17 protein-coding genes are annotated in these 19,352 nt (G+C 62.1%); 15 read left to right on the top strand and 2 right to left on the bottom strand.

Going from position 1 to position 19,352, the window contains the following annotated elements; translation table 11 throughout:
- Positions 1-103: 103 nt before the first annotated feature.
- Complete coding sequence (locus NAT49_RS07900; RefSeq protein ID WP_251592954.1) at positions 104-2,278, top strand: sensor domain-containing phosphodiesterase; 2,175 nt, start codon at positions 104-106, stop codon at positions 2,276-2,278.
- Positions 2,279-2,340: 62 nt separating this feature from the next.
- Here NAT49_RS07900 and NAT49_RS07895 read toward each other — a convergent pair whose 3' ends face one another.
- Positions 2,341-3,240, bottom strand: a complete 900-nt coding sequence (locus tag NAT49_RS07895) for a LysR family transcriptional regulator (RefSeq protein WP_251592952.1) — start codon at positions 3,238-3,240, stop codon at positions 2,341-2,343.
- Positions 3,241-3,346: 106 nt separating this feature from the next.
- Between NAT49_RS07895 and NAT49_RS07890 the strand changes: the two genes are divergently transcribed.
- The 12 genes from NAT49_RS07890 (at position 3,347) to NAT49_RS07835 (ending at position 15,704) form a co-directional block, all read left to right on the top strand.
- Positions 3,347-4,465, top strand: a complete 1,119-nt coding sequence (locus NAT49_RS07890; RefSeq protein ID WP_251592951.1) for a muconate cycloisomerase family protein — start codon at positions 3,347-3,349, stop codon at positions 4,463-4,465.
- Between the two features lie 17 nt (positions 4,466-4,482).
- Positions 4,483-4,773 carry a muconolactone Delta-isomerase gene (gene catC / locus NAT49_RS07885; RefSeq protein ID WP_251592950.1) on the top strand — a complete coding sequence of 97 codons (291 nt, stop codon included), beginning with the start codon at positions 4,483-4,485 and terminating at the stop codon, positions 4,771-4,773.
- A gap of 68 nt (positions 4,774-4,841) precedes the next feature.
- Positions 4,842-5,813, top strand: a complete 972-nt coding sequence (catA, locus tag NAT49_RS07880; RefSeq protein ID WP_251592949.1) for a catechol 1,2-dioxygenase — start codon at positions 4,842-4,844, stop codon at positions 5,811-5,813.
- A 97-nt stretch (positions 5,814-5,910) separates the two neighbouring features.
- Entirely contained in the window at positions 5,911-7,296 is a 1,386-nt protein-coding gene (locus NAT49_RS07875) for a Rieske 2Fe-2S domain-containing protein (RefSeq protein WP_251592948.1), read from the top strand.
- A complete protein-coding gene (gene benB / locus NAT49_RS07870; RefSeq protein WP_251592942.1) occupies positions 7,293-7,784 on the top strand; it encodes a benzoate 1,2-dioxygenase small subunit in 492 nt (163 codons plus the stop codon). The genes NAT49_RS07875 and benB overlap by 4 nt, the downstream gene beginning before the upstream one ends.
- A 22-nt stretch (positions 7,785-7,806) precedes the next feature.
- Entirely contained in the window at positions 7,807-8,832 is a 1,026-nt protein-coding gene (gene benC / locus NAT49_RS07865) for a benzoate 1,2-dioxygenase electron transfer component BenC (RefSeq protein WP_251592940.1), read from the top strand.
- Complete coding sequence (gene benD, locus NAT49_RS07860) at positions 8,829-9,629, top strand: benzoate diol dehydrogenase BenD (protein WP_285836062.1); 801 nt, start codon at positions 8,829-8,831, stop codon at positions 9,627-9,629. Before benC ends, benD begins: the two co-directional genes overlap by 4 nt.
- A gap of 72 nt (positions 9,630-9,701) precedes the next feature.
- Positions 9,702-10,916: an OmpP1/FadL family transporter gene (locus NAT49_RS07855; protein WP_251592932.1), complete on the top strand. Its 1,215-nt coding sequence runs from the start codon at positions 9,702-9,704 to the stop codon at positions 10,914-10,916.
- Positions 10,917-10,954: 38 nt separating this feature from the next.
- On the top strand, positions 10,955-11,683 hold the full coding sequence (locus NAT49_RS07850; protein WP_251592930.1) for an alpha/beta fold hydrolase: 729 nt from the start codon (positions 10,955-10,957) through the stop codon (positions 11,681-11,683).
- A gap of 42 nt (positions 11,684-11,725) precedes the next feature.
- Complete coding sequence (gene salA, locus NAT49_RS07845) at positions 11,726-13,039, top strand: salicylate 1-monooxygenase (protein WP_251592928.1); 1,314 nt, start codon at positions 11,726-11,728, stop codon at positions 13,037-13,039.
- The gene (locus tag NAT49_RS07840) at positions 13,032-14,498 is read left to right on the top strand and encodes a benzaldehyde dehydrogenase (protein ID WP_251592926.1); all 1,467 of its coding nucleotides are present in this window, start codon (positions 13,032-13,034) and stop codon (positions 14,496-14,498) included. Before salA ends, NAT49_RS07840 begins: the two co-directional genes overlap by 8 nt.
- Positions 14,499-14,579: 81 nt before the next feature.
- Positions 14,580-15,704: an NAD(P)-dependent alcohol dehydrogenase gene (locus tag NAT49_RS07835; protein WP_251592925.1), complete on the top strand. Its 1,125-nt coding sequence runs from the start codon at positions 14,580-14,582 to the stop codon at positions 15,702-15,704.
- A 59-nt stretch (positions 15,705-15,763) separates the two neighbouring features.
- Here NAT49_RS07835 and NAT49_RS07830 read toward each other — a convergent pair whose 3' ends face one another.
- Complete coding sequence (locus NAT49_RS07830; protein WP_251592924.1) at positions 15,764-16,711, bottom strand: helix-turn-helix domain-containing protein; 948 nt, start codon at positions 16,709-16,711, stop codon at positions 15,764-15,766.
- Positions 16,712-16,897: 186 nt separating this feature from the next.
- Between NAT49_RS07830 and NAT49_RS07825 the strand changes: the two genes are divergently transcribed.
- Together NAT49_RS07825 and eutC are read left to right on the top strand one after the other, a co-directional pair.
- Positions 16,898-18,304 (top strand): ethanolamine ammonia-lyase subunit EutB, encoded by a 1,407-nt coding sequence (locus NAT49_RS07825; RefSeq protein WP_251592923.1) that lies wholly within the window; start codon positions 16,898-16,900, stop codon positions 18,302-18,304.
- The gene (gene eutC / locus NAT49_RS07820; RefSeq protein ID WP_251592921.1) at positions 18,304-19,248 is read left to right on the top strand and encodes an ethanolamine ammonia-lyase subunit EutC; all 945 of its coding nucleotides are present in this window, start codon (positions 18,304-18,306) and stop codon (positions 19,246-19,248) included. The genes NAT49_RS07825 and eutC overlap by 1 nt, the downstream gene beginning before the upstream one ends.
- Positions 19,249-19,352 lie beyond the last annotated feature (104 nt).

The raw sequence follows: 19,352 nt of genomic DNA, 5'->3' as shown, positions 1-19,352 counted from the left end.
GTCGCTCACGTGTCGTTAACGACAGTATTCACTCGTTCAACGAAAAGGCGATCCGGTGCCCTGCTCACTTCCTTCACCAGCTGATGACCCGAGACGGCTCAAAATGTTCGCTCCACCCGATGGCGAACAGAGACGACTCAAGGTGCTCGCCGAGTACAATCTTCTCAACACGGCGCCGGAAGATAACTTTGATCGCCTGGTTGCCTTGACGTCGCGCATGTTCAATGTACCGGTCGTGCTCATTTCATTGATCGGGAGAGATGAGCAGTTCTTCAAGGCCAAGGTCGGGCTCGATGTCTGCCAGACCGAACGGTCCTCCTCGTTTTGTGTGCACGCCATCGAGCAGGATGACGTCATGGTGGTGCCGGATGCCCTAGATGACCCGCGCTTTAGCACCAATCGGCTGGTGCTTGGCCCACCGTATATCCGGTTCTATGCCGGTAAGCCACTGTGCGCGCCGGGCGGTGAAAAGCTCGGCACGATCTGTCTGATCGACCAGACGCCACATCATGAGTTTTCCGCTGCCGACGAGCGCAACCTGACCGATATAGCTGCGCTGATCATGAGCCGGCTCGAAGTGCGACGGCTTGAGCATTTGAAACGCATCAACGAGGCGCGGTTCAACAATGTGGCGGCGTCCTCGCCCGACGCCATCCTGTTTTTCGACGCCCGCGGCATCATTCAGTACTGGAACGGCGCGGCCGAGCGTATCTTCGGTTACAACGCAGACGAAGTGGTCGGAAGGCCCGGCCATATTCTGGTACCCGACAGCTGGCGCGCGCGCTATGAGCAGCGCATCGCCGCGCTCGAGGGCGGCGATGCCTGGCGGCTGCCCAAAAAGCCCATTGAACTTCCCGGGCTCAAGAAAAACGGCCGAGAGTTTGCCGCCGAATTTTCACTGTCGGTGTGGCATGAGGGCGACACGCTCAGTATCGGCGCGATCGTGCGCGACATCACCGAACGCAAGTTGAACGAACAGCGGCTTTACCATCTGGCGTCCACGGACCCGTTGACGAATCTTTATAACCGCGGTTACTGGCGCCAGGCGCTGGATGAACAACTCGAGCGTGCCTGCCGCGCCACTGTCCTCATGATGGATCTCGATGGCTTCAAGGCCATCAACGATACCTTCGGCCATTCAGCGGGCGACGACGTGCTCAAGGGCGTGGCGCTGCGTCTGCGTGCCCTCTGCGATGACACCATGGACATCGCCCGCTTCGGCGGCGATGAGTTTGTGATCTCGATGCCGGGCAATGATGTGACCAAGGCGGTGCAACTGGGCAATGCCATCATCTCGGAGCTTTCAGAACCTTACGCGTTGTCCGGCGGGCGGCGCGGCGATATCGGCGTCAGTGTCGGTATTGCCCGTGCGCCCAAGCACGGATCGAACTCCGGGCAGCTACTGGGCGCCGCCGATCTGGCGCTCTACCGCGCCAAGGAAAACGGCAAGGGCGGCTGCGTGGTGTTCGAGCCGGCCTTTCAGGATGTGGCCCAGGCGCGAAAGGCGTTTGAGAAAGAGCTCAATCACGCCTTCAAGAACGGCGAGTTCGAGATCTACTATCAGCCCCAATTTGCCACCCGAGATGGTCGCCTTACCGGCGCCGAGGCCCTGATTCGCTGGAACCATCCGGAGCGTGGGCTCTTGAGTCCGGACGAATTCATCGGAGTGCTTGGCAAGAAGCCTTCGGCCAACGCCGTGGGCGAGTGGATCATTCGCACCGCCTGCGAGCAGATCGCGCGGTGGCGAAAGACCTTTCCGGCGCTTCGCATCGGCGTGAATCTGTTCGACTCGCAGCTTCGAACGCCGAGGCTATTGACGGTCGTGACTCGGATACTGGCCGAATTCGACCTGCCGCCTTCGGCGCTTGAGCTCGAACTGGTTGAAAGTACGCTGCTTCGAAGCGACAGCCTCACGCTCAAGCTATTGAACGACCTGCGCGCTGCCGGCATCGGGCTTGCCTTCGATGATTATGGAACGGGCTACGCCTCGCTGAGCATGCTCAAGGAATACCCGGTTACCCGCTTAAAGATCGACCGCACCTTCGTCAAGGACATGACCGAAAGCCAGGCCGATGCCGCGGTGATCAAGGCCGTGCTGTATCTGGGGCGAAATTTCGGGCTCGATGTGATCGCCGAAGGGGTGGAAACCCCGGCCCAGATGGCCTTTCTCGAGCAGAACGGGTGTCTGGAAGCGCAGGGGTATCTCTACGGAGCGCCAATGCAGGCTGAGGCGTTCGAGCAACTGTTTTTGAGAGACAAGACGGTATCCATGCCTTGAGTTTCGGCGCCTTAGGCTCAGTTTCCGAGTATCGTTGGTCGTAGTCTCTAGTGGTGCTGAGGTCATGGATAACGCCCCTCGAGCCGGTTGGCAACCAGCTCTTTCAGAATGTCATTGGTCAGGGTCATGGCCGGTGTGGCGGGTTCGCGACGGCGACTACAGATTATGGGCGAGGTGATGTTGGGCTCGGCCAGGCGCACATAGGTAATTTCGTCGCGATGCATTCGCATCACCTGCTCAGGAACCAGGCTAAAGCCCAGATCGGACGCGACCAGGCCGATCGCGGTCTGAAGCTCGTTGGTTTCCTGAATCACTCGCACTCTAAGCCCTCGCAGGCGAAACAGGCTCAAGACCGTATCGGCGTAGCTGGGCCTTGGCGCTGCCGGGTAGATGATCAGTGGGTACTGGGCCAACTCGGCAAGTGTTGGCGTGGTGTTTGCCAGCGGATGCGATACCGGAAGCGCCGCCACAATCGGCTCGTCGAACAGCACTTCCTGCACAATGTCCGGATCATCGACCCTCAAACGGCCAAACCCGATGTCAATCCGGCCGGCCTTGAGCGCTTGGATCTGGCTCACTGTGGTCAACTCCAGTAGTAAAAGCTCGATGTCATCCGTTTGCCGTAGACGGCGAATCAACTGCGGCAACTGTCCAAACAGCAGTGAGCCAACCATTCCTATCCCGAACACCTGATGCCCGCGGCGCGCCATGCGCCGTGTGGCAGCCACGGTGGTATCGACCTTCTCCAGAATTTGTAGGGCGTGCTCAAGAAAGAACTTGCCTTCCGGTGTCAGCGCCAGTCCGCGTGCCTGACGCTCAAACAGGGACGTGCCCAATTCGGTCTCCAGCTGCTTGATGCGCCGCGTCAAGGGCGGTTGCGCCATGTGCAGCCGTTCGGCTGCGCGAGTCATGTTGAGCTCTTCAGCGACCGTACAGAAATAGCGCAGTTGGCGAATGTCCATGAATACCTTCCGGGTATGGGTGGCGACCCAAACGATATTTTTTCGGTGCGGCAGGGGCAATCAGACTTAGGTCATCGCTGATTACCGCCCTACAAAGAGGCCGACCATGCCCGCCATCATCGAGTCGATTACTACCCAGCTTGTCGATTTGCCGACCATTCGGCCGCATCGATTGTCCATGACCACCATGGCGTGTCAGACGCTGGTCATCGTGCGCCTTCGTACCTCCGATGACATCGAAGGTCTGGGCGAGGCAACCACTATTGGTGGGCTGAGCTACAGCGCGGAAAGCCCCGAAAGCATCAAGTGCAACATTGATGCGTGGTTGGCGCCGCTTCTGATTGGCCAATCCGCGGACAACATCAATGCGCTCATGGCCCGACTCGACCGCCACGTGAGAGGGAACACCATTGCCCGCTCGGCACTGGAAACCGCGTTGCTCGATAGTCAGGGCAAGCGCCTTGGCGTCTCGGTCGCAACACTTCTTGGTGGCGCGGTGCACGATCACCTGCCTGTGCTCTGGACACTGGCCAGTGGCGATACCCAGAAGGACATTGATGAAGCCTTCCAGCGTCTGGACGAGCGTCGCCACCAGCAGTTCAAGCTCAAGCTGGGCGCCAATGCCCTGCGCGATGATCTGCGTCATGCCGAGGCAATTTGTGTCGCGCTCGAAGGCCGCGCCGGCGTGCAGGTCGATATCAATCAGGCCTGGGATGAAGCCACCGCTGTGCAAGGCATTGCTGCGCTGGAGGAGGCCGGTGTCGAACTGATTGAGCAGCCCATCTCCGCGCGCAATGTGTGCGGTCTCACCCGCCTGGCCAATCGGTTCAGCGTGCCAATACTTGCCGATGAAGCCGTACAGGACACCGTCGATGGCCTGACGCTCCAAAGTGCCGGCTTCAGCGGTGCCTTCGCCCTCAAGATCGCCAAGGCCGGTGGGCCGCGCGGGGCAATTGCGCTGGCTCGCATGGCACAGGCCGCGGGCATCGGCCTCTACGGCGGCACCATGCTGGAAGGCACCATCGGCACCGCCGCCTCACTCCACGCCTGGTCTGCACTTTCATCGCTCGAGTGGGGCACTGAAATGTTCGGTCCGCTGCTTTTGAAGGATGACATCGTCACCGAAGGGCTTCGCTATCACGAATTCGGCGTCGACCTGCCCCGCAGCCCGGGCCTTGGTATCACCCTCGACGAAGACCGTTTGAGTTTTTACACCCGCACCTGATGCAAGGAGACGTCCCGATGCTGTTTCACGTTGAAATGACCGTTCATTTGCCAAACGACATGCCGGAAGACATGGCCGCCGAGATCAAGGCAACAGAAAAGGCCTATTCCCAGAAGCTTCAAGAAGAGGGCACCTGGCGCCACCTTTGGCGCGTCGCCGGCAGCTACTCGAACGTCAGCATTTTCGATGTCGAGGACAACGAGGCGCTTCATCGAATCCTCGGTGGGTTGCCACTGTTTCCCTATATGGAGATTCAAGTGCGCCCGTTGTGCCGTCACCCGTCCTCGGTGCGCGACGACGACCGCTGAACGTGTGTTTTTGATCGTAGCGAAGGCCACCTGAATAAAAAGACCACCTGAATAAAGAGGTAGTGATCATGAGCGTAAAGATCTTTGATACCCCGGATGTGCAGGACTTTCTTGTCAGAATCAGCGGTCTTGAAAACCCGGGCGGCAGCGAGCGTGCCAAGCAGATCATTCATCGGCTGGTCGGTGATCTATTCCGGCTGATCGATGACTTCGATATCACCGAAGACGAGTACTGGGCGGGCATCAACCTGCTTAACGCGCTTGGCAGCCAGACCCAGTTCGGCCTGCTCTCGCCGGGCCTTGGATTCGATCACTTTCTCGACATGCGCCACGACGCCATCGACGCCGAAGCGCATCGCACCGGCGGTACGCCGCGCACCATCGAAGGGCCGCTTTACGTGGCAGGCGCCCCGGAAGCTGACGGTTTCGTCCGTATGAGCGATGAGGCCACCGAGGGCGAGACCATGTGGCTGACCGGTCAGGTCCGCGACGTCGACGGTACGCCAATAAAGGGCGCCAAGGTCGAGATCTGGCACGCCAACGACAAGGGCGGCTACTCCTTTTTCGATCCCTCGCAGTCTGAATACAACCTGCGCCGCACGATCTACACCGACAGCGACGGCCGCTATACCGCCCACAGCATTATTCCTTCCGGGTATGGCGTTCCCGAAGGCGCACCGACCGACGTCGTTCTCAAGTCGCTCGGCCGCCACGGCGAACGCCCGGCCCACATTCACTTCTTTATCTCGGCGCCCGGCCACCAGCACCTCACCACTCAGATCAACCTGGCCGGCGACCCCTACACCTTTGATGATTTCGCCTTTGCCACCCGCGAAGAGCTGGTGATTCCCGCCGAGCGCATCGAGGACGTTAGCGAGATCGACCAGCGTGGACTGGACGGGGCGTTTTCTCAGGTGGTGTTCGACATCGAACTGTCGCCAACCGATGAAGCCGCTCTTGAAACCCGTCACGCCCGGCCGCGGGCGAAGGAAGACGAGCACGACCTGGCCAGCCGGCTGGCTGGAGCGGCAAGGGTCTAGACCGTCCGTCGTGGTCATTGCCTGACACCGTGACATCGCCTGACACCGTGACGCTGACGCCATCAGCAGACGATAACCATCATTGAGGAGCGCGATCATGACAACACAGCTTGATCAACTCGAAACCCGTGTTCGCAACGTTGTTCAGGATGATCCCGAACAAGGCATCTTTCGCTGCCACCGCAGCATGTTCACCGATCCAGCCTTTTTCGAGCTGGAGCTGAAGCACATCTTCGAGGGTAACTGGCTATTCATGGCCCACGAAAGCCAGATCCCCGAAGCGGGTGATTATTTCACCCTGTTCATGGGACGCCAGCCGGTCATCATCACCCGCGACAAGGACGGCGAGCTGCATGGCATGCTCAATACCTGCAGCCACCGCGGTGCCACCCTGTGCCGCAAACGTCGAGGCAACAAGACCACGCTGACCTGTCCCTTTCACGGCTGGTCGTTCAAAAACGACGGTCGTCTTCTCAAGGCCAAGAACGAAAAGACAGGCGCCTACCCCGAAGGTTTCAAGCAGGACGGCTCGCACGACCTCAAGCATCTGCCGCGCTTTGAGAACTACCGCGGTTTCCTGTTCGGAAGCCTTAGCGACGACGTCGTGCCCCTGACCGAGCATCTGGGCGAGACGACCAAAATCATCGACAACATCGTTGATCAGGCCCCTGAAGGCCTTGAGGTTCTGCGCGGCACCTCGACCTACACCTTCGACGGCAACTGGAAGCTGGGAGCAGAGAACGGCGCCGACGGCTATCACGTCAGCTCCGTGCACTGGAACTACGCATCCACCATGGAGCGGCGCGACTACGACAAGGGCGGTACCCGGGCAGTCGATGCCAACGGCTGGTCGAAGAGCATGGGCGGGTTCTACTCCTACGAAAACGGCCACATGATGCTGTGGACCCGGCTGATCAACCCCGAAGTCCGGCCGGTCTATCAGCGTCGCGACGAGATCAACGCCGAGTTCGGCGAGGCGCGCGGCGATGCCATCGTCAATCAGACCCGCAATCTGTGTCTCTATCCCAACGTTTACCTGATGGATCAGTTCTCTACCCAGTTGCGCACCATTCGGCCGCTGGCGGTGGACAAGAGCGAGGTCACCATCGTGTGTTTCGCGCCGAAGGGCGAATCCGATGAAAGCAGGGCGCTGCGCATCCGCCAGTACGAGGATTTCTTCAACGTCAGCGGCATGGGCACGCCGGACGATCTGGAAGAGTTTCGCGCCTGCCAGAACGGCTACGCCGCGGAAAATCTCGAATGGAACGACCTGAGCCGCGGCGCCAGGCAGTGGATCGAGGGGCCGGATGACAACGCCCGCGCCGTCGACATGAAACCGCTCCTGAGCGGGGCCTCTCCCGAGGATGAGGGGCTCTATGTTCTGCACCACAAGCACTGGGTCGAGCAGATGCTGCGCGCCGTTGAGCGTGAGCGCTCGCAGCTGATCGTCACCAGCACCGGCGACGAGGAGGACGCGGCATGAGTCTCGATTATCTTGATGTACAGGCGTTTCTGTTTCGTGAAGCCAGGCTGCTGGACGACCGCCAGTGGGACGAATGGCTGACCTGCTACCACGAGGACGCGGTGTTCTGGATGCCGGCCTGGGATGACGAAGACCGGCTCACCGAGGATCCGCACCGCGAAATTTCGCTGATCTACTACCCCAGCCGCCAGGGGCTGGAGGATCGTGTCTACCGGATCAAGACCGAGCGCTCTGGCGCCACCAGCATTCCCGAGCCGCGGGTGACCCATCAGCTCTCGAATATCGAGATCCTCTCGGAAAAGGCTGGGCAACTTCATCTGCGCTTTAACTGGCACAACCTGAGCCACCGCTACCACGAGACCCACAGCTTTTTTGGCACCTCGTTCTACAGACTCGATATCAGCGGCGAGACGCCTCTGATCCGCGAAAAGAAGGTGGTGCTCAACAACGACTACATCCACCAGGTAATTGATATCTATCACATCTGATGGCGCCGGGAGAGGAAACGTCATGGAATACCGCATTGCACTCAACTTCGAGGACGGCGTCACCCGCTTCATTCAGTGCCGTGACAACGAAACGGTGCTCGACGCCGCCTATCGCCAGCGCATCAATCTACCCATGGACTGCTCCGACGGCGTCTGTGGTACCTGCAAGGGCCAGTGCGAGCGGGGCGAGTTCGATCTCGGTGACGAGTACCTGGAGGAGGCGCTCTCCGATGAAGAAGCCGCCCGCGGCCAGGTGCTGACCTGTCAAATGGTGCCCGCCTCGGACTGCGTCGTCCGCATCGCCGCTGACTCGACGCGCTGCAAGACCGGCATCGGCGAGTACGCCGGCACGCTGGCCGGCGTTGAGACGCTGTCGGACGACAGTCTCGAGCTGAGCATCGATCTGGATGAGGGCGCAGAACTGGGCTTTCTGCCCGGTCAGTACGTCAACATCGATATTCCCGGTGAAAATGAATATCGCGCCTACTCGTTCAGTTCGGCGCCGGGCGAGACCCGCGCGACCTTCCTGATTCGCAACGTTCCTGACGGGCGCATGAGCGGCTATCTGCGCGAGCGGGCGGCGCCCGGCGATCGCATAACGCTCAGGGGGCCGCTGGGCAGCTTCTATCTGCGCCCGGTCAGCCGGCCGATTCTGATGCTGGCCGGCGGCACCGGGCTGGCGCCGATGCTTGCGATGCTCGCCCAGTTACAGGCGCAGGGCTGTGAGCAGCCGGTGCATCTGATCTACGGCGTCAACCAAGACGATCATCTGGTCAAGTGCGAGGCGCTCGACGCCTTCACCGAAGCACTGCCGGACTTTGCCTATACAACGGTCGTGGTGGATGAGACCAGCGATCATCCGCGCAAGGGCTACGTTACCCATCACCTGGCCGCCGAGATGCTCAACGACGGCGATGTCGATGTCTATCTCTGCGGGCCACCGCCCATGGTCGATGCAGTGCTGACGCACTTTGAAAGTCTTGGCCAGCAGCCGGCCGGCTTCTACTACGAAAAGTTCACGCCCAAACGGGTCGAGGAGGCGGCATGACTACCACAATGTCGCATCCGGCACGCTTCAAGGATCGCGTGATGGTGATCACCGGCGCGGCTCAGGGCATCGGGCGGCGCGTGGCCGAACGCGCTGCAGAGGAAGGTGCACGGCTGGCGCTGGTGGATCGCGCCGATGAGATTGGCGAACTGGTCGACACCCTCATTGAACAGGGCCATGAAGCCATCGCCGTTCAGGCCGATCTCGAGCAGTGGGCCGGCGCCGAACAGGCGGTCAAGCAGATTATTGATCATTACGGTCGGGTCGATGTGCTGATCAACAACGTCGGCGGCGCGATCAACTTCAAGCCCTTTACCGAGTTCAGCGAGGCCGAGATCGGGGCTGAAATCCAGCGCTCGCTGATGCCGACGCTCTGGTGCTGTCGCGCGGTATTGCCGGCCATGATCGCCCGCGAGCACGGCGTGATCGTCAACGCCTCGTCTGCGGCCACCCGGGGGATTCATCGCATCCCCTATTCGGCGGCCAAGGGCGGCATCAATGCGCTGACGACCTCACTGGCGTTCGAGGTGGCCGAGTACGGCATCCGCGTGGTCGCTACCGCCCCCGGCGGCACATCTGCCCCACCACGGCGAATCTCGCGCGGCACGCCCGAGCCCGGAAACCAGCAGGAGCGCGACTGGTTTCAGGCCCACATTGATCAGACCCTGTCGTCGAGCTTTTTAAAGCGCTACGCCACCCTCGATGAGCAGGCTGCCCCCATTCTGTTTCTGGCCTCCGACGAGGCCGGCTATATCACCGGCTCGGTCGTTCCGGTGGCCGGCGGCGACAGCGGCTAGATCACGGATCAAGCGACCACCCAACTGATGCCAGGCCAACAACGCCAATAACACTGTCAGGAGCCACGAATCATGTCATCGATCCAGGGACCTTCTCTCACCTCAGTCCGACCGATCACGGGCCGCTTCGCCACCACCGCACTCACGCTGGCCGCCACGTGGGCGCTCGCCACGCCCGCCGCCCAGGCCAACAACGGCTTCAACATGCCGGGATATGGCACTCGTGCACTGGGCATGGGCGGGGCATCGATCGCGCTGCCGCAGGATTCGCTGGCAGCAGCCAACAACCCGGCCGGCATGGCGCTGGTCGGCGATCGTTTTGATGTTGATCTGGCCGTGATCTCGGCCGATCTGGATCTGGATGTCGCCGGCAATGGCTACCACGACTCGCCGCTGCCGCTGGTACCGGAGTTCGGCTTCAACCGCCGTCTGTCGGAGGACTGGACCGCAGGGGTGTCAATGATCAGCAACGGCGTCGAACTCGATTATGGCGAGGCGGTCCTCGGGTATGGGACCACCGACCTCAAGTCGAAGCTTATCCAGACCATCGTGCACCCCACTCTGACCTATCGGGTTGCGCCGGGGCATCACCTTGGCGCGTCACTGTTGCTCGGCGCGCAGCGTCTTAGAGTCAGCGGGGTCGAAAACCTCGGCCTCGAGGACACGGAAGGCGACTGGGCCACCGGCTACGGCGCGGCCTTCGGCTACATCGGCAGGCTTTCTCCCGAATGGCAGGTGGGCGCGACCTACCGCACGCCGATGCGCTTTAGCCGGTTTGACGATTACCGCCGCCTGCTGCCGGAGGGGCGCATCAACATGCCGCAGCAGGCGGGCATTGGACTGGCCTATACCCCGACCGATCGTTTGACGCTTGCACTGGACGTCATGTGGCTTGGCTGGTCGGAAGAGCACACCTGGGGGAACGCCTTCACCGAAGGCGGCGCACTGGGCGATCGCAATGGATCGGGCTTTGGCTGGAAGGATCAGCGGGTGGTGCGCTTCGGGGCAAGTTATGACGTGACACCGCGCTGGACGATTCGCGGCGGTGCGTCGTTTGCCAGCGAGTTGATGTCCGGCAGCGAATCCACGCTTTCGGCGCTAGCGCCGCTGCAGGGGCGTGACCACTACACCCTCGGTACCAGTTACACCTTCGATAACGGCATCGAACTCAATGGGGCCTTCGTGCACATGCCCAAAGAACACCTGCATGGTGATGGCGCCTCGCAGGGCGTCGATATGAGCATCGGGGTCGACATGCTGTCACTGGGCATCGGCGTACCCCTGTAAGGCATATATGACTGATTTTCATATGAGGAGACAGACTCATGACCACGACCAACGCACTGTTGCTGATTCACGGCTCCTTTTGTGACGCCGAGATCTGGCGCCCGGTGGCCGACCGGCTGCGCGACCGGGGCTACGAGGTGTTTGTGCCGACCGTCGCCGGCCATGGCCCGGACGGTGATCGCAGTGTCAGCCATGACGACTGCGTGGCCTCGCTGATCGACTACGTCGACACCCACTGCCCGAAGCGATTCGTGGCACTGGCGCACAGCTGGGGTGGCACGCTGCTGCAGAAGCTGGCCGAGCTGCGCGGTGATCGGCTCGAGCGAATGGTGTTTCACAACGCCTTTGTGCTGCGCGATGGCGAATCGTTGTATGACGTGCTGCCGCCGGGCCATCAGGCATTATGGGATACGATCAAGGATGATCCGAACGGCCTGGTGCTGCCGTTTTCGGTCTTTCGCGATGTCTTTGCCAACGACGTCGACCTCGAGACGGCGCAGGCCGCCTACTCACATGTATCGCCCACCCCCGTACGCAGTCACCTAGACAAGGTTTCTCTACCGACGTTCGAGCAGCTCGAGATTCCACGCAGCTGGCTTTACGCCTGGGATGATGTAGCGCTTACCCCCGGTGATTTCGGCTGGCATCCGCGCATGAGTCAGCGGCTCGGTCTGTACCGCATGGTCTCCATGCCGGGCGGGCACATGGTGTGTCAAAGCACCCCCGATGCCCTGACCGAGGCCATCATTCTGGCCACTCGGCCCTAGGAAAAACTGCCGATTTCGTACTGTTTCAAAGGGAGACTCATCATGACAAGAGCAACATCCAATCGCCTTCGGGTGGGCATCGTGGGGGGCGGTATCGGTGGGGTGGCGCTGGCCATTGGACTTTCGCGCCACGTGGACCTCGACGTGACGCTTTTTGAATCGGCACAGGCGTTTTCCGAAATTGGTGCGGGCGTCTCGTTCGGCCCCAACGCCGTACGCGCCATCGAGCGTCTCGAATTGGGTGAGGCCTACCGGCGCGTAGCCGACGGCTCGCCGGCCCCGTTCGAGGACGTCTGGTTCGAGTGGCGTCACGGTATCGATGATAACTACATCACCGCCACGCTGGCTCCAGGCTGCGGCCAGTCCTCGGTGCATCGCGCCGATTTTCTCGACAGCCTGGTCACCTGCCTGCCGGACGGCATTGCCCATTTTGGCAAGCGCTGCTGCGATGTGGCCCAGAACGAGGATGGCGTTCACCTTTCATTTACCGATGGTACGCACGCTGAATGCGACGTGGCCATCGGCTGCGACGGAATCAAATCCGTGCTGCGTGATCATGTGCTGCCTGCCGAGCATCACGGCGACACCGGACCGCGTTTCAGCGGTACGTACGCCTACCGAGGGCTGGTGTCGCGCACAACGCTTGAATCCGAGCTTGAGCGTCGGCAGGCCGATGTACGGTTGGCCAGAGTGCCCCAGATGCTACTGGGTGAAGACCGTCACATCCTGACGTTTCCGGTCAAGGACGGTGAGGTGGTCAACGTGGTGGCGTTTGAAACCGACAGCACCCGGTCCCGCCCCCGCGCCGCGGTTACCGGCGACTGGGTCGAAACCGTCTCCCGGGAGCGCATGCTGGCCGCTTTTGCCGACTGGGGCGAAGGTACGCAGGCCATTCTGGGCTGCATCGAGCAGCCCACGCGCTGGGCGCTGCATGACATCGCGCCGCTGCCGCACTATCACCGCGAGCGCGTGCTTTTGATCGGTGATGCCGCCCACGCCATGCTGCCGCACCAGGGGGCAGGTGCCGGTCAGGCACTGGAAGACGCCTGGGTGCTGAGCGAGCTGCTGGGGGATTCCGCCTGCGATCGCACCCGAGTCAACGCGGTACTGGCCGAATTCGACCGTGCGCGCCGCCCGCATTCCAGCGAGGTACAACGCACTTCGTTCGAGGCCGGCGAACTCTATGAGCGGCGTGGCCTGTGGCGTGACTGCGATGACGCCGAACTCGCCCGCGAGCTTGAAACCCGCTTTGACTGGCTGTGGTCGGCCGACCCGCAGCACACTATCAACGATATTCGAACCCTGCTGGCCACCGGCCACACCGCGTCGCCCACTCTGGAGCACGATCATGACTGACGAGCAGTTTTTGGCCCCCGCTCTCTGGAAAGAGCGTTTATTTACCGGCCGCTGGGTCGAGGGCGCCGGTGAGACGATCACCGTCCGTGCCCCTGCCAGCGGCGAAACACTCGGTCAGGCAGCCACTGCGGACGCCGAACAGGTGGCGAGCGCGGCTCGCGCCAGCCGCGACGCCGCGGCCGAGTGGTTCGAACACGCCTACGATGACCGGGCCGAGGTGCTGCGCCAGGCGGCCAGACTGGCCGAACAACACCGTCAGTCGCTGGAGCAGTGGTTGGTCAGTGAGAGCGGCTCGACGCAGGCCAAAGCCGCATTTGAAGTCATGCTCACCATCAAGGCGCTGTACAAGGCCTCCGAGCTGCCCTCTGCAGCGGCCGGTGAGGTACTGCCGTCAACGCCTGGGCGCCTGAGTCTGGCCCGGCGGCGCCCGCTGGGCGTGGTTGGAGTGATCGCCCCGTTCAACTTTCCGCTTTATCTGGCCATGCGCGCGGTGGCACCGGCGCTGGCGCTGGGTAACGGCGTGGTGCTCAAACCCGACCCACGCACTACGGTCTGCGGGGGCTTTTCCATTGCGCGGCTTTTTGAGTGTGCCGGGCTGCCAGCTGGCGTGCTGTCAGTGCTGCCGGGCGGGCGCGAGGTGGGCTCGGCACTGGTTGAAGAGCCCAATATCACGATGATTCAGTTCACCGGCTCCACCGCCGCGGGACGCAAGATTGGCGAGCGCGCCGGCGCTCAGCTCAAGAAGGTCTCGCTGGAGCTTGGCGGCAAGAACGCGCTGATCGTGCTCGATGATGCCGACATCGAACAGGCCGTCAGCAATGCCAGCTGGGGTACCTATCTGCATCAGGGGCAGATCTGCATGTCCTGTGGCCGCATTCTGGTGCACCGCGCCATTTACGACACCTTTGTCGAGCAGCTGACCGAGCGGGCAAAAGGGTTAAATGTGGGTGACCCGGCGAGCGAAGGCGTGGCGCTCGGGCCGTTGATCGATGAGCAACAGCGCGACCACGCCGTTGATCTACTGGCCCGCGCCCGTGACGCCGGCGCGAGTGTTCGGATCGGCGGCGAGACGCGAGGGCTCTTCTTCCAGCCGGCCGTGGTCTGTGGTGTTAAGCCGGATAATCCGCTTTTTTACGAGGAAACCTTTGCACCCGTGGCGGTCGTCATTCCCTTCGACAGCGATGATGACGCCGTGGCGCTGGCCAACGACACCGAGTACGGCCTGTCGGCCGGGGTGATTTCACGCGACGTCGGCCGCGCACTGCGACTGGGCGAGCGGCTCCATACCGGGCTTTTGCACATCAACGACCAGACCGTCAATGATGAGGTAATCAACCCTTTCGGCGGCGTCGGCGCCTCCGGCAACGGCACCGCGATCGGCGGGCCGGCCAGTCTCGACGAGTTTACCCAGTGGCAGTGGCTGACGCTTAAAAGCGAGGCACCGATCTATCCGTTGTAATCGGCCTGTCCAGTGTGTTCGTGGTACGCGGTTGGCGCGCGGCAGGGGCCGTGCGCATCTGACATGACACCGAGGTGATGTATGACAACAAGCCAACAGATGACCATCAAGGCAGCGGTAACGCGGGAAAAGGGCGGTGCATTCCAGCTCGAGGACCTGACGCTCAGGGCACCGCGCGAAGACGAGGTGTTGATTAAAATCGTGGCCACCGGGATGTGCCACACCGACCTGATCGTGCGTGATCAGCTCTATCCGGTGCCGCTGCCGGCAGTACTGGGCCATGAAGGCGCCGGCGTGGTCGAGGCCGTTGGCCCGGCAGTAACATCGCTTAATGTAGGCGATCATGTGGTGCTGAGTTACGCCTACTGCGGGGATTGCCACGCCTGCGATGCGGGCCACGCCTCCTACTGCGAGGCGTTCTTTGCCCGCAATTTCAGCGGCGAAGGCCCAGACGGCGAGCAGGCGATCCGCGATGCCGACGGCCAGCCCGTGCACGATCATTTCTTCGGTCAGTCCTCTTTTGCCACCTACGCGTTGAGCCGTGAAAACAACGCCGTACGCGTGAGCCGAGAGGCACCACTCGAGCTACTCGGGCCGCTTGGCTGCGGCATTCAGACCGGTGCCGGCGCGGTGATCAACACCCTTCGCGTCACGCCCGGAAGCCGTTTCTGCGCCTTTGGCGCCGGCGCGGTCGGGCTGTCGGCCGTCATGGCCGCCCGGATTGCCGGTGCGACAACCATCATCGCCGTCGACATGATCGACTCACGGCTCGAGCTCGCCCTGGAGCTGGGGGCAACCCATGTGATTCATGCCGGCAGGGGATCCGTGGTCGAGCGCGTGCGTGAGATCGCTGGGGGCGGTGTGAACTTTGCGCTGGAATCGACCGGGCGACCTGAAGTGCTGCGTCAGGGCATCGATGCACTCGGCGGCCTTGGCGTACTCGGCGTTGTCGGTGCGCCGGCACTGGGCACAGAAGCCGCGTTCGACGTCAACGACCTGCTGCTCGGCGGCAAGAGCATTCGCGGTATCGTTGAGGGGGACAGCGTGGCCCGGCGCTTCATTCCGCAGCTGGTTGAGCTTTACATGCAGGGGCGGTTCCCGTTCGACAAGCTGGTGACGTTCTATGACTTCGCTGACATCGAGCAGGCCGCCGCCGACAGTGAGCAGGGCATTACACTGAAGCCGGTATTGCGACAGTCACGTTAGACCATGTACCCCCGCGAGGGCCCTGGACCGGCGCTACCTGGCATCAGGGGCGAAGTATTCTAGTGGCGCCGGGGACGCTCGCGCGTTGCCGACGGGGTCTCGCCGAACAGCGCCTTGTAGTCGCGGGCGAACTGGCTCAGGTGGTAAAAGCCCCAGGCGTTGGCGCCCTCGCTCACCGAGACGGCCTCCGGTGTAGACAGATAACGCCGTACCCGGTTGAGGCGCGCAAGCCTCAAGAACTGGATCGGGCTGATGCCGAGCACGCTTTCGAAGCTGTAGCGCAGGGTGCGGGGGCTTACGTGGGCAATGGCGCAAAGCTCATCCAGGGTGACCGGCAGCGCGGCGTTCTGATTCAGGTGCGCGCGCACGCGCTCGACCGCCTTACGCCGGCGCGCATGGCTGGGTGGGCGTTCGGCACTTGGGCGTGCGTCCCGCAAAATGGGCTCGAGCGCAAGCGTCAGAATATCCTGGTGTACCTTGATTTCGAGCCGGTCTGCGGGCATGGCGAGCAGCCGCTCGATCACGAAGGTGACGGCCTGGCGATGCGGTGGCGCAAGCCACAGCCGCTCGGTGCCTGCGTGGGCTACACCCTCGGTGTTCTCGTCTGCCAGTCCGGTCAGCGCCGACCGGCTGACTACCAGCCCATAGATGCCGAAGTCGTCCGGCGTGAGCAGTTCGAAGTCGCAGCCACCGGGGCGGCAGAGAATCTCGTGCTCACCGCTTGGCTGACCATTGATGCGACAGCCCCGTTTGCCCATCGGAATGCCGAGCCAGAGTGAGTCTGGCCAGACCGTGCATTTTTGATCCAGCGCGTGGCTGGTGTATTCCCGGAACACCTGCATTCTGGGCAGGTGAATTTCATCAAGGCGCCCGTGAAAGGTGCCCGGGCTCAACTGATCGTATTGCTGTGACCAGTCGGTCAGGTTGCGGGCGTGTTCGTTGGCGTCCCACGCCTCACTCACGCACTTGCGTGGTGCAGGGCGCGCGTGCGGCCGTACTGATGTCATGAGTGTGCGCTCCTGCCCGCCGGCAAAAGCCAGGCCTTGAGCGGGCTGTGTTGTTATTGGTGTTGCGCGTGTCGCTCTTGCCGAAACACGATAACGCCGAATCGCTTTACCTGACTATCCTCTGATCAAGGCATGTGGCGTCATGGCCGATGGCTGGCCGCCCACGCCGTTTACGAGGAGACGATCATGGCCGGACCCTATCATTACACCCTTGGCGACCGACGCTATCGCTTCGAGTGCCTTGCCGAGCTCATGGCCAAGGCAACGCCGGCCCGCTCCGGCGACCGCCTGGCAGGTGTTGCTGCCGAGACAGTTGAGGAACGGGTAGTGGCGCAGATGGCGCTGTCAGAGCTTTCGCTGACCACCTTTCTCGACGACCCCCTGATTCCCTATGAACGCGATGAGATCACGCGGCTGATTATCGACAGTCACGACGCCCACGCCTTCGCGCCGATCCGGCATCTGACGGTCGGCGATTTTCGAAACTGGCTCTTGAGTGATCTGGCAACGCCTGAACGGCTCGCCCAGGTGCGCGCCGGCATTACCCCGGAAATGGCCGCGGCGGTGAGCAAGATCATGCGCAATCAGGATCTGATTCTGGTGGCGAAGAAGTGCCGGGTGGTGACCGCCTTTCGTGACACCATTGGCCTTGAGGGGCGGCTTTCGACGCGGCTTCAACCCAATCACCCAACGGATGACGCCACCGGCATTGCCGCCAGCATTCTCGACGGGCTGATGTACGGCAATGGCGATGCGGTGATCGGCATCAATCCGGCCACCGACAACGTCGCCCAGAGCGTCCGGCTGATGACCCTGATGGACGAGGTGATCCAGAAATATCAGATTCCGACCCAGTCCTGCGTACTCACTCATGTGACCAACACACTTGAGGCGATCGAACAGGGCGCCCCGGTGGATCTGGTGTTTCAGTCGATCGGTGGCACCCAGGCCACCAATGAAAGCTTCGGCTTCGATCTGGCAACGCTTGCCGAGGCCCGAGATGCGGCGCTGAGCCTGAAGCGCGGCACGGTGGGCGACAACGTCATGTACTTTGAAACCGGCCAGGGCAGTTCGCTGTCGGCCAACGCCAATCACGGGCTCGATCAGCAGACCTGTGAAGCACGTGCCTACGCGGTCGCACGTCATTTCAAGCCGCTTCTGGTCAATACCGTGGTTGGGTTCATCGGCCCGGAGTACCTGTTCAACGGCAAGGAGATCATTCGCGCCGGCCTCGAGGATCATTTCTGCGGCAAGCTGCTTGGCGTGCCGATGGGCTGTGACATCTGCTACACCAACCACGCCGACGCCGACCAGAACGACATGGATAACCTGCTGACGCTGCTTGGAACGGCCGGATGCAACTTCATCATGGGTATCCCGGGCTCGGATGACATCATGCTCAATTATCAGACCACCTCGTTCCACGACGCGCTGTATCTGCGCCGCGCACTCGATCTGGCGCCGGCGCCGGAGTTCGCGCAGTGGCTCGAGGCGATGGCGATCTTTGAGGATGTTCGCCACTACCGGCCAAGCAGCGCGCTGCCCAAGGCGTTTTCCAGAACGCTTGCCCAACTGCCTGAAGGAGGTGCGTGATGGCCGATCACTCCTCGCCCGACAATCGATCCTCATTCGACAGTCACTCCTCAACTGACAGTCAGTCTTCAACCAACAGTCAGCCCTCAACGGACAGTCAAGCCTCGACCGAGAATCACCCGCCGGCCGACGACCATTCGTCGAACATCGTGACCGACAACCCCTGGCAACGGCTTCGCCAGTTCACCGATGCCCGCATTGGCCTCGGCCGGGCCGGCATCAGTCTGCCAACCGAGCATCTGCTCGAGTTTCAGCTGGCCCACGCCCGCGCCCAGGACGCCGTTCATTTGCCGCTGGATATCGAGACGCTCTGCGACGACCTCGGTGAGCTGGCGCTCGATGCGCCCATCGCGCGGCTTCATAGCCAGGCAACGGACCGGCTGACCTATCTTCAGCGCCCGGACTGGGGGCGCAGGCTTGATGACGATGCGCGGGAGCGGCTGACGCAGTCCGGCGGCAGCGCTCGACCCTCGGTGGATCTGGCCATCGCGGTGGTCGATGGGCTTTCCTCGTTCGCGATCCAACAAAACGCGGTGGCGTTTCTGAAGACGCTGCTCCCGAAACTTGCCGAGGGAGAGACGCCCTGGTCACTGGCGCCGCTGTCGGTGGTCGAGCAGGGGCGGGTGGCGATCGGGGATGAAATCGGCGAATGCCTCAACGCCCGCGCGGTGCTGGTGCTGATCGGTGAGCGCCCGGGGCTCAGCTCGCCCGATAGCCTCGGGCTGTACTTTACCTGGGCGCCGGAGGTTGGCCTTACCGACGCTCGGCGCAACTGCATCTCAAACGTCCGCCCGGCCGGGCTCTCGTTCGAGGACGCCAGCCGACGGCTGATGGCGCTGCTCAAGGAGGCGCGGGAAAAAGAGCTTTCAGGGGTCAAGCTCAAGGACCGCTCCGAAGACGACGTCATCGAGCAGGGCGGCGCCCGCAACTTCCTGACCTCGTAACAATGAGCCTCGTAAGCGGACGGTCTTGTAAGCCCGGCCTTTTAGGCCCGGCCCTGTAAGCAACGCAAGGCCTTGAACGACGAACCACCTTGCGGCGGGCAAGC

The organism is Larsenimonas suaedae (genome assembly GCF_023712105.1).
Classification (GTDB): Bacteria; Pseudomonadota; Gammaproteobacteria; order Pseudomonadales; family Halomonadaceae; genus Larsenimonas; species Larsenimonas suaedae.
The sequence above is the reverse complement of the archived record's forward strand: the minus strand, read 5'-3'. Positions and strand labels throughout refer to the sequence as shown.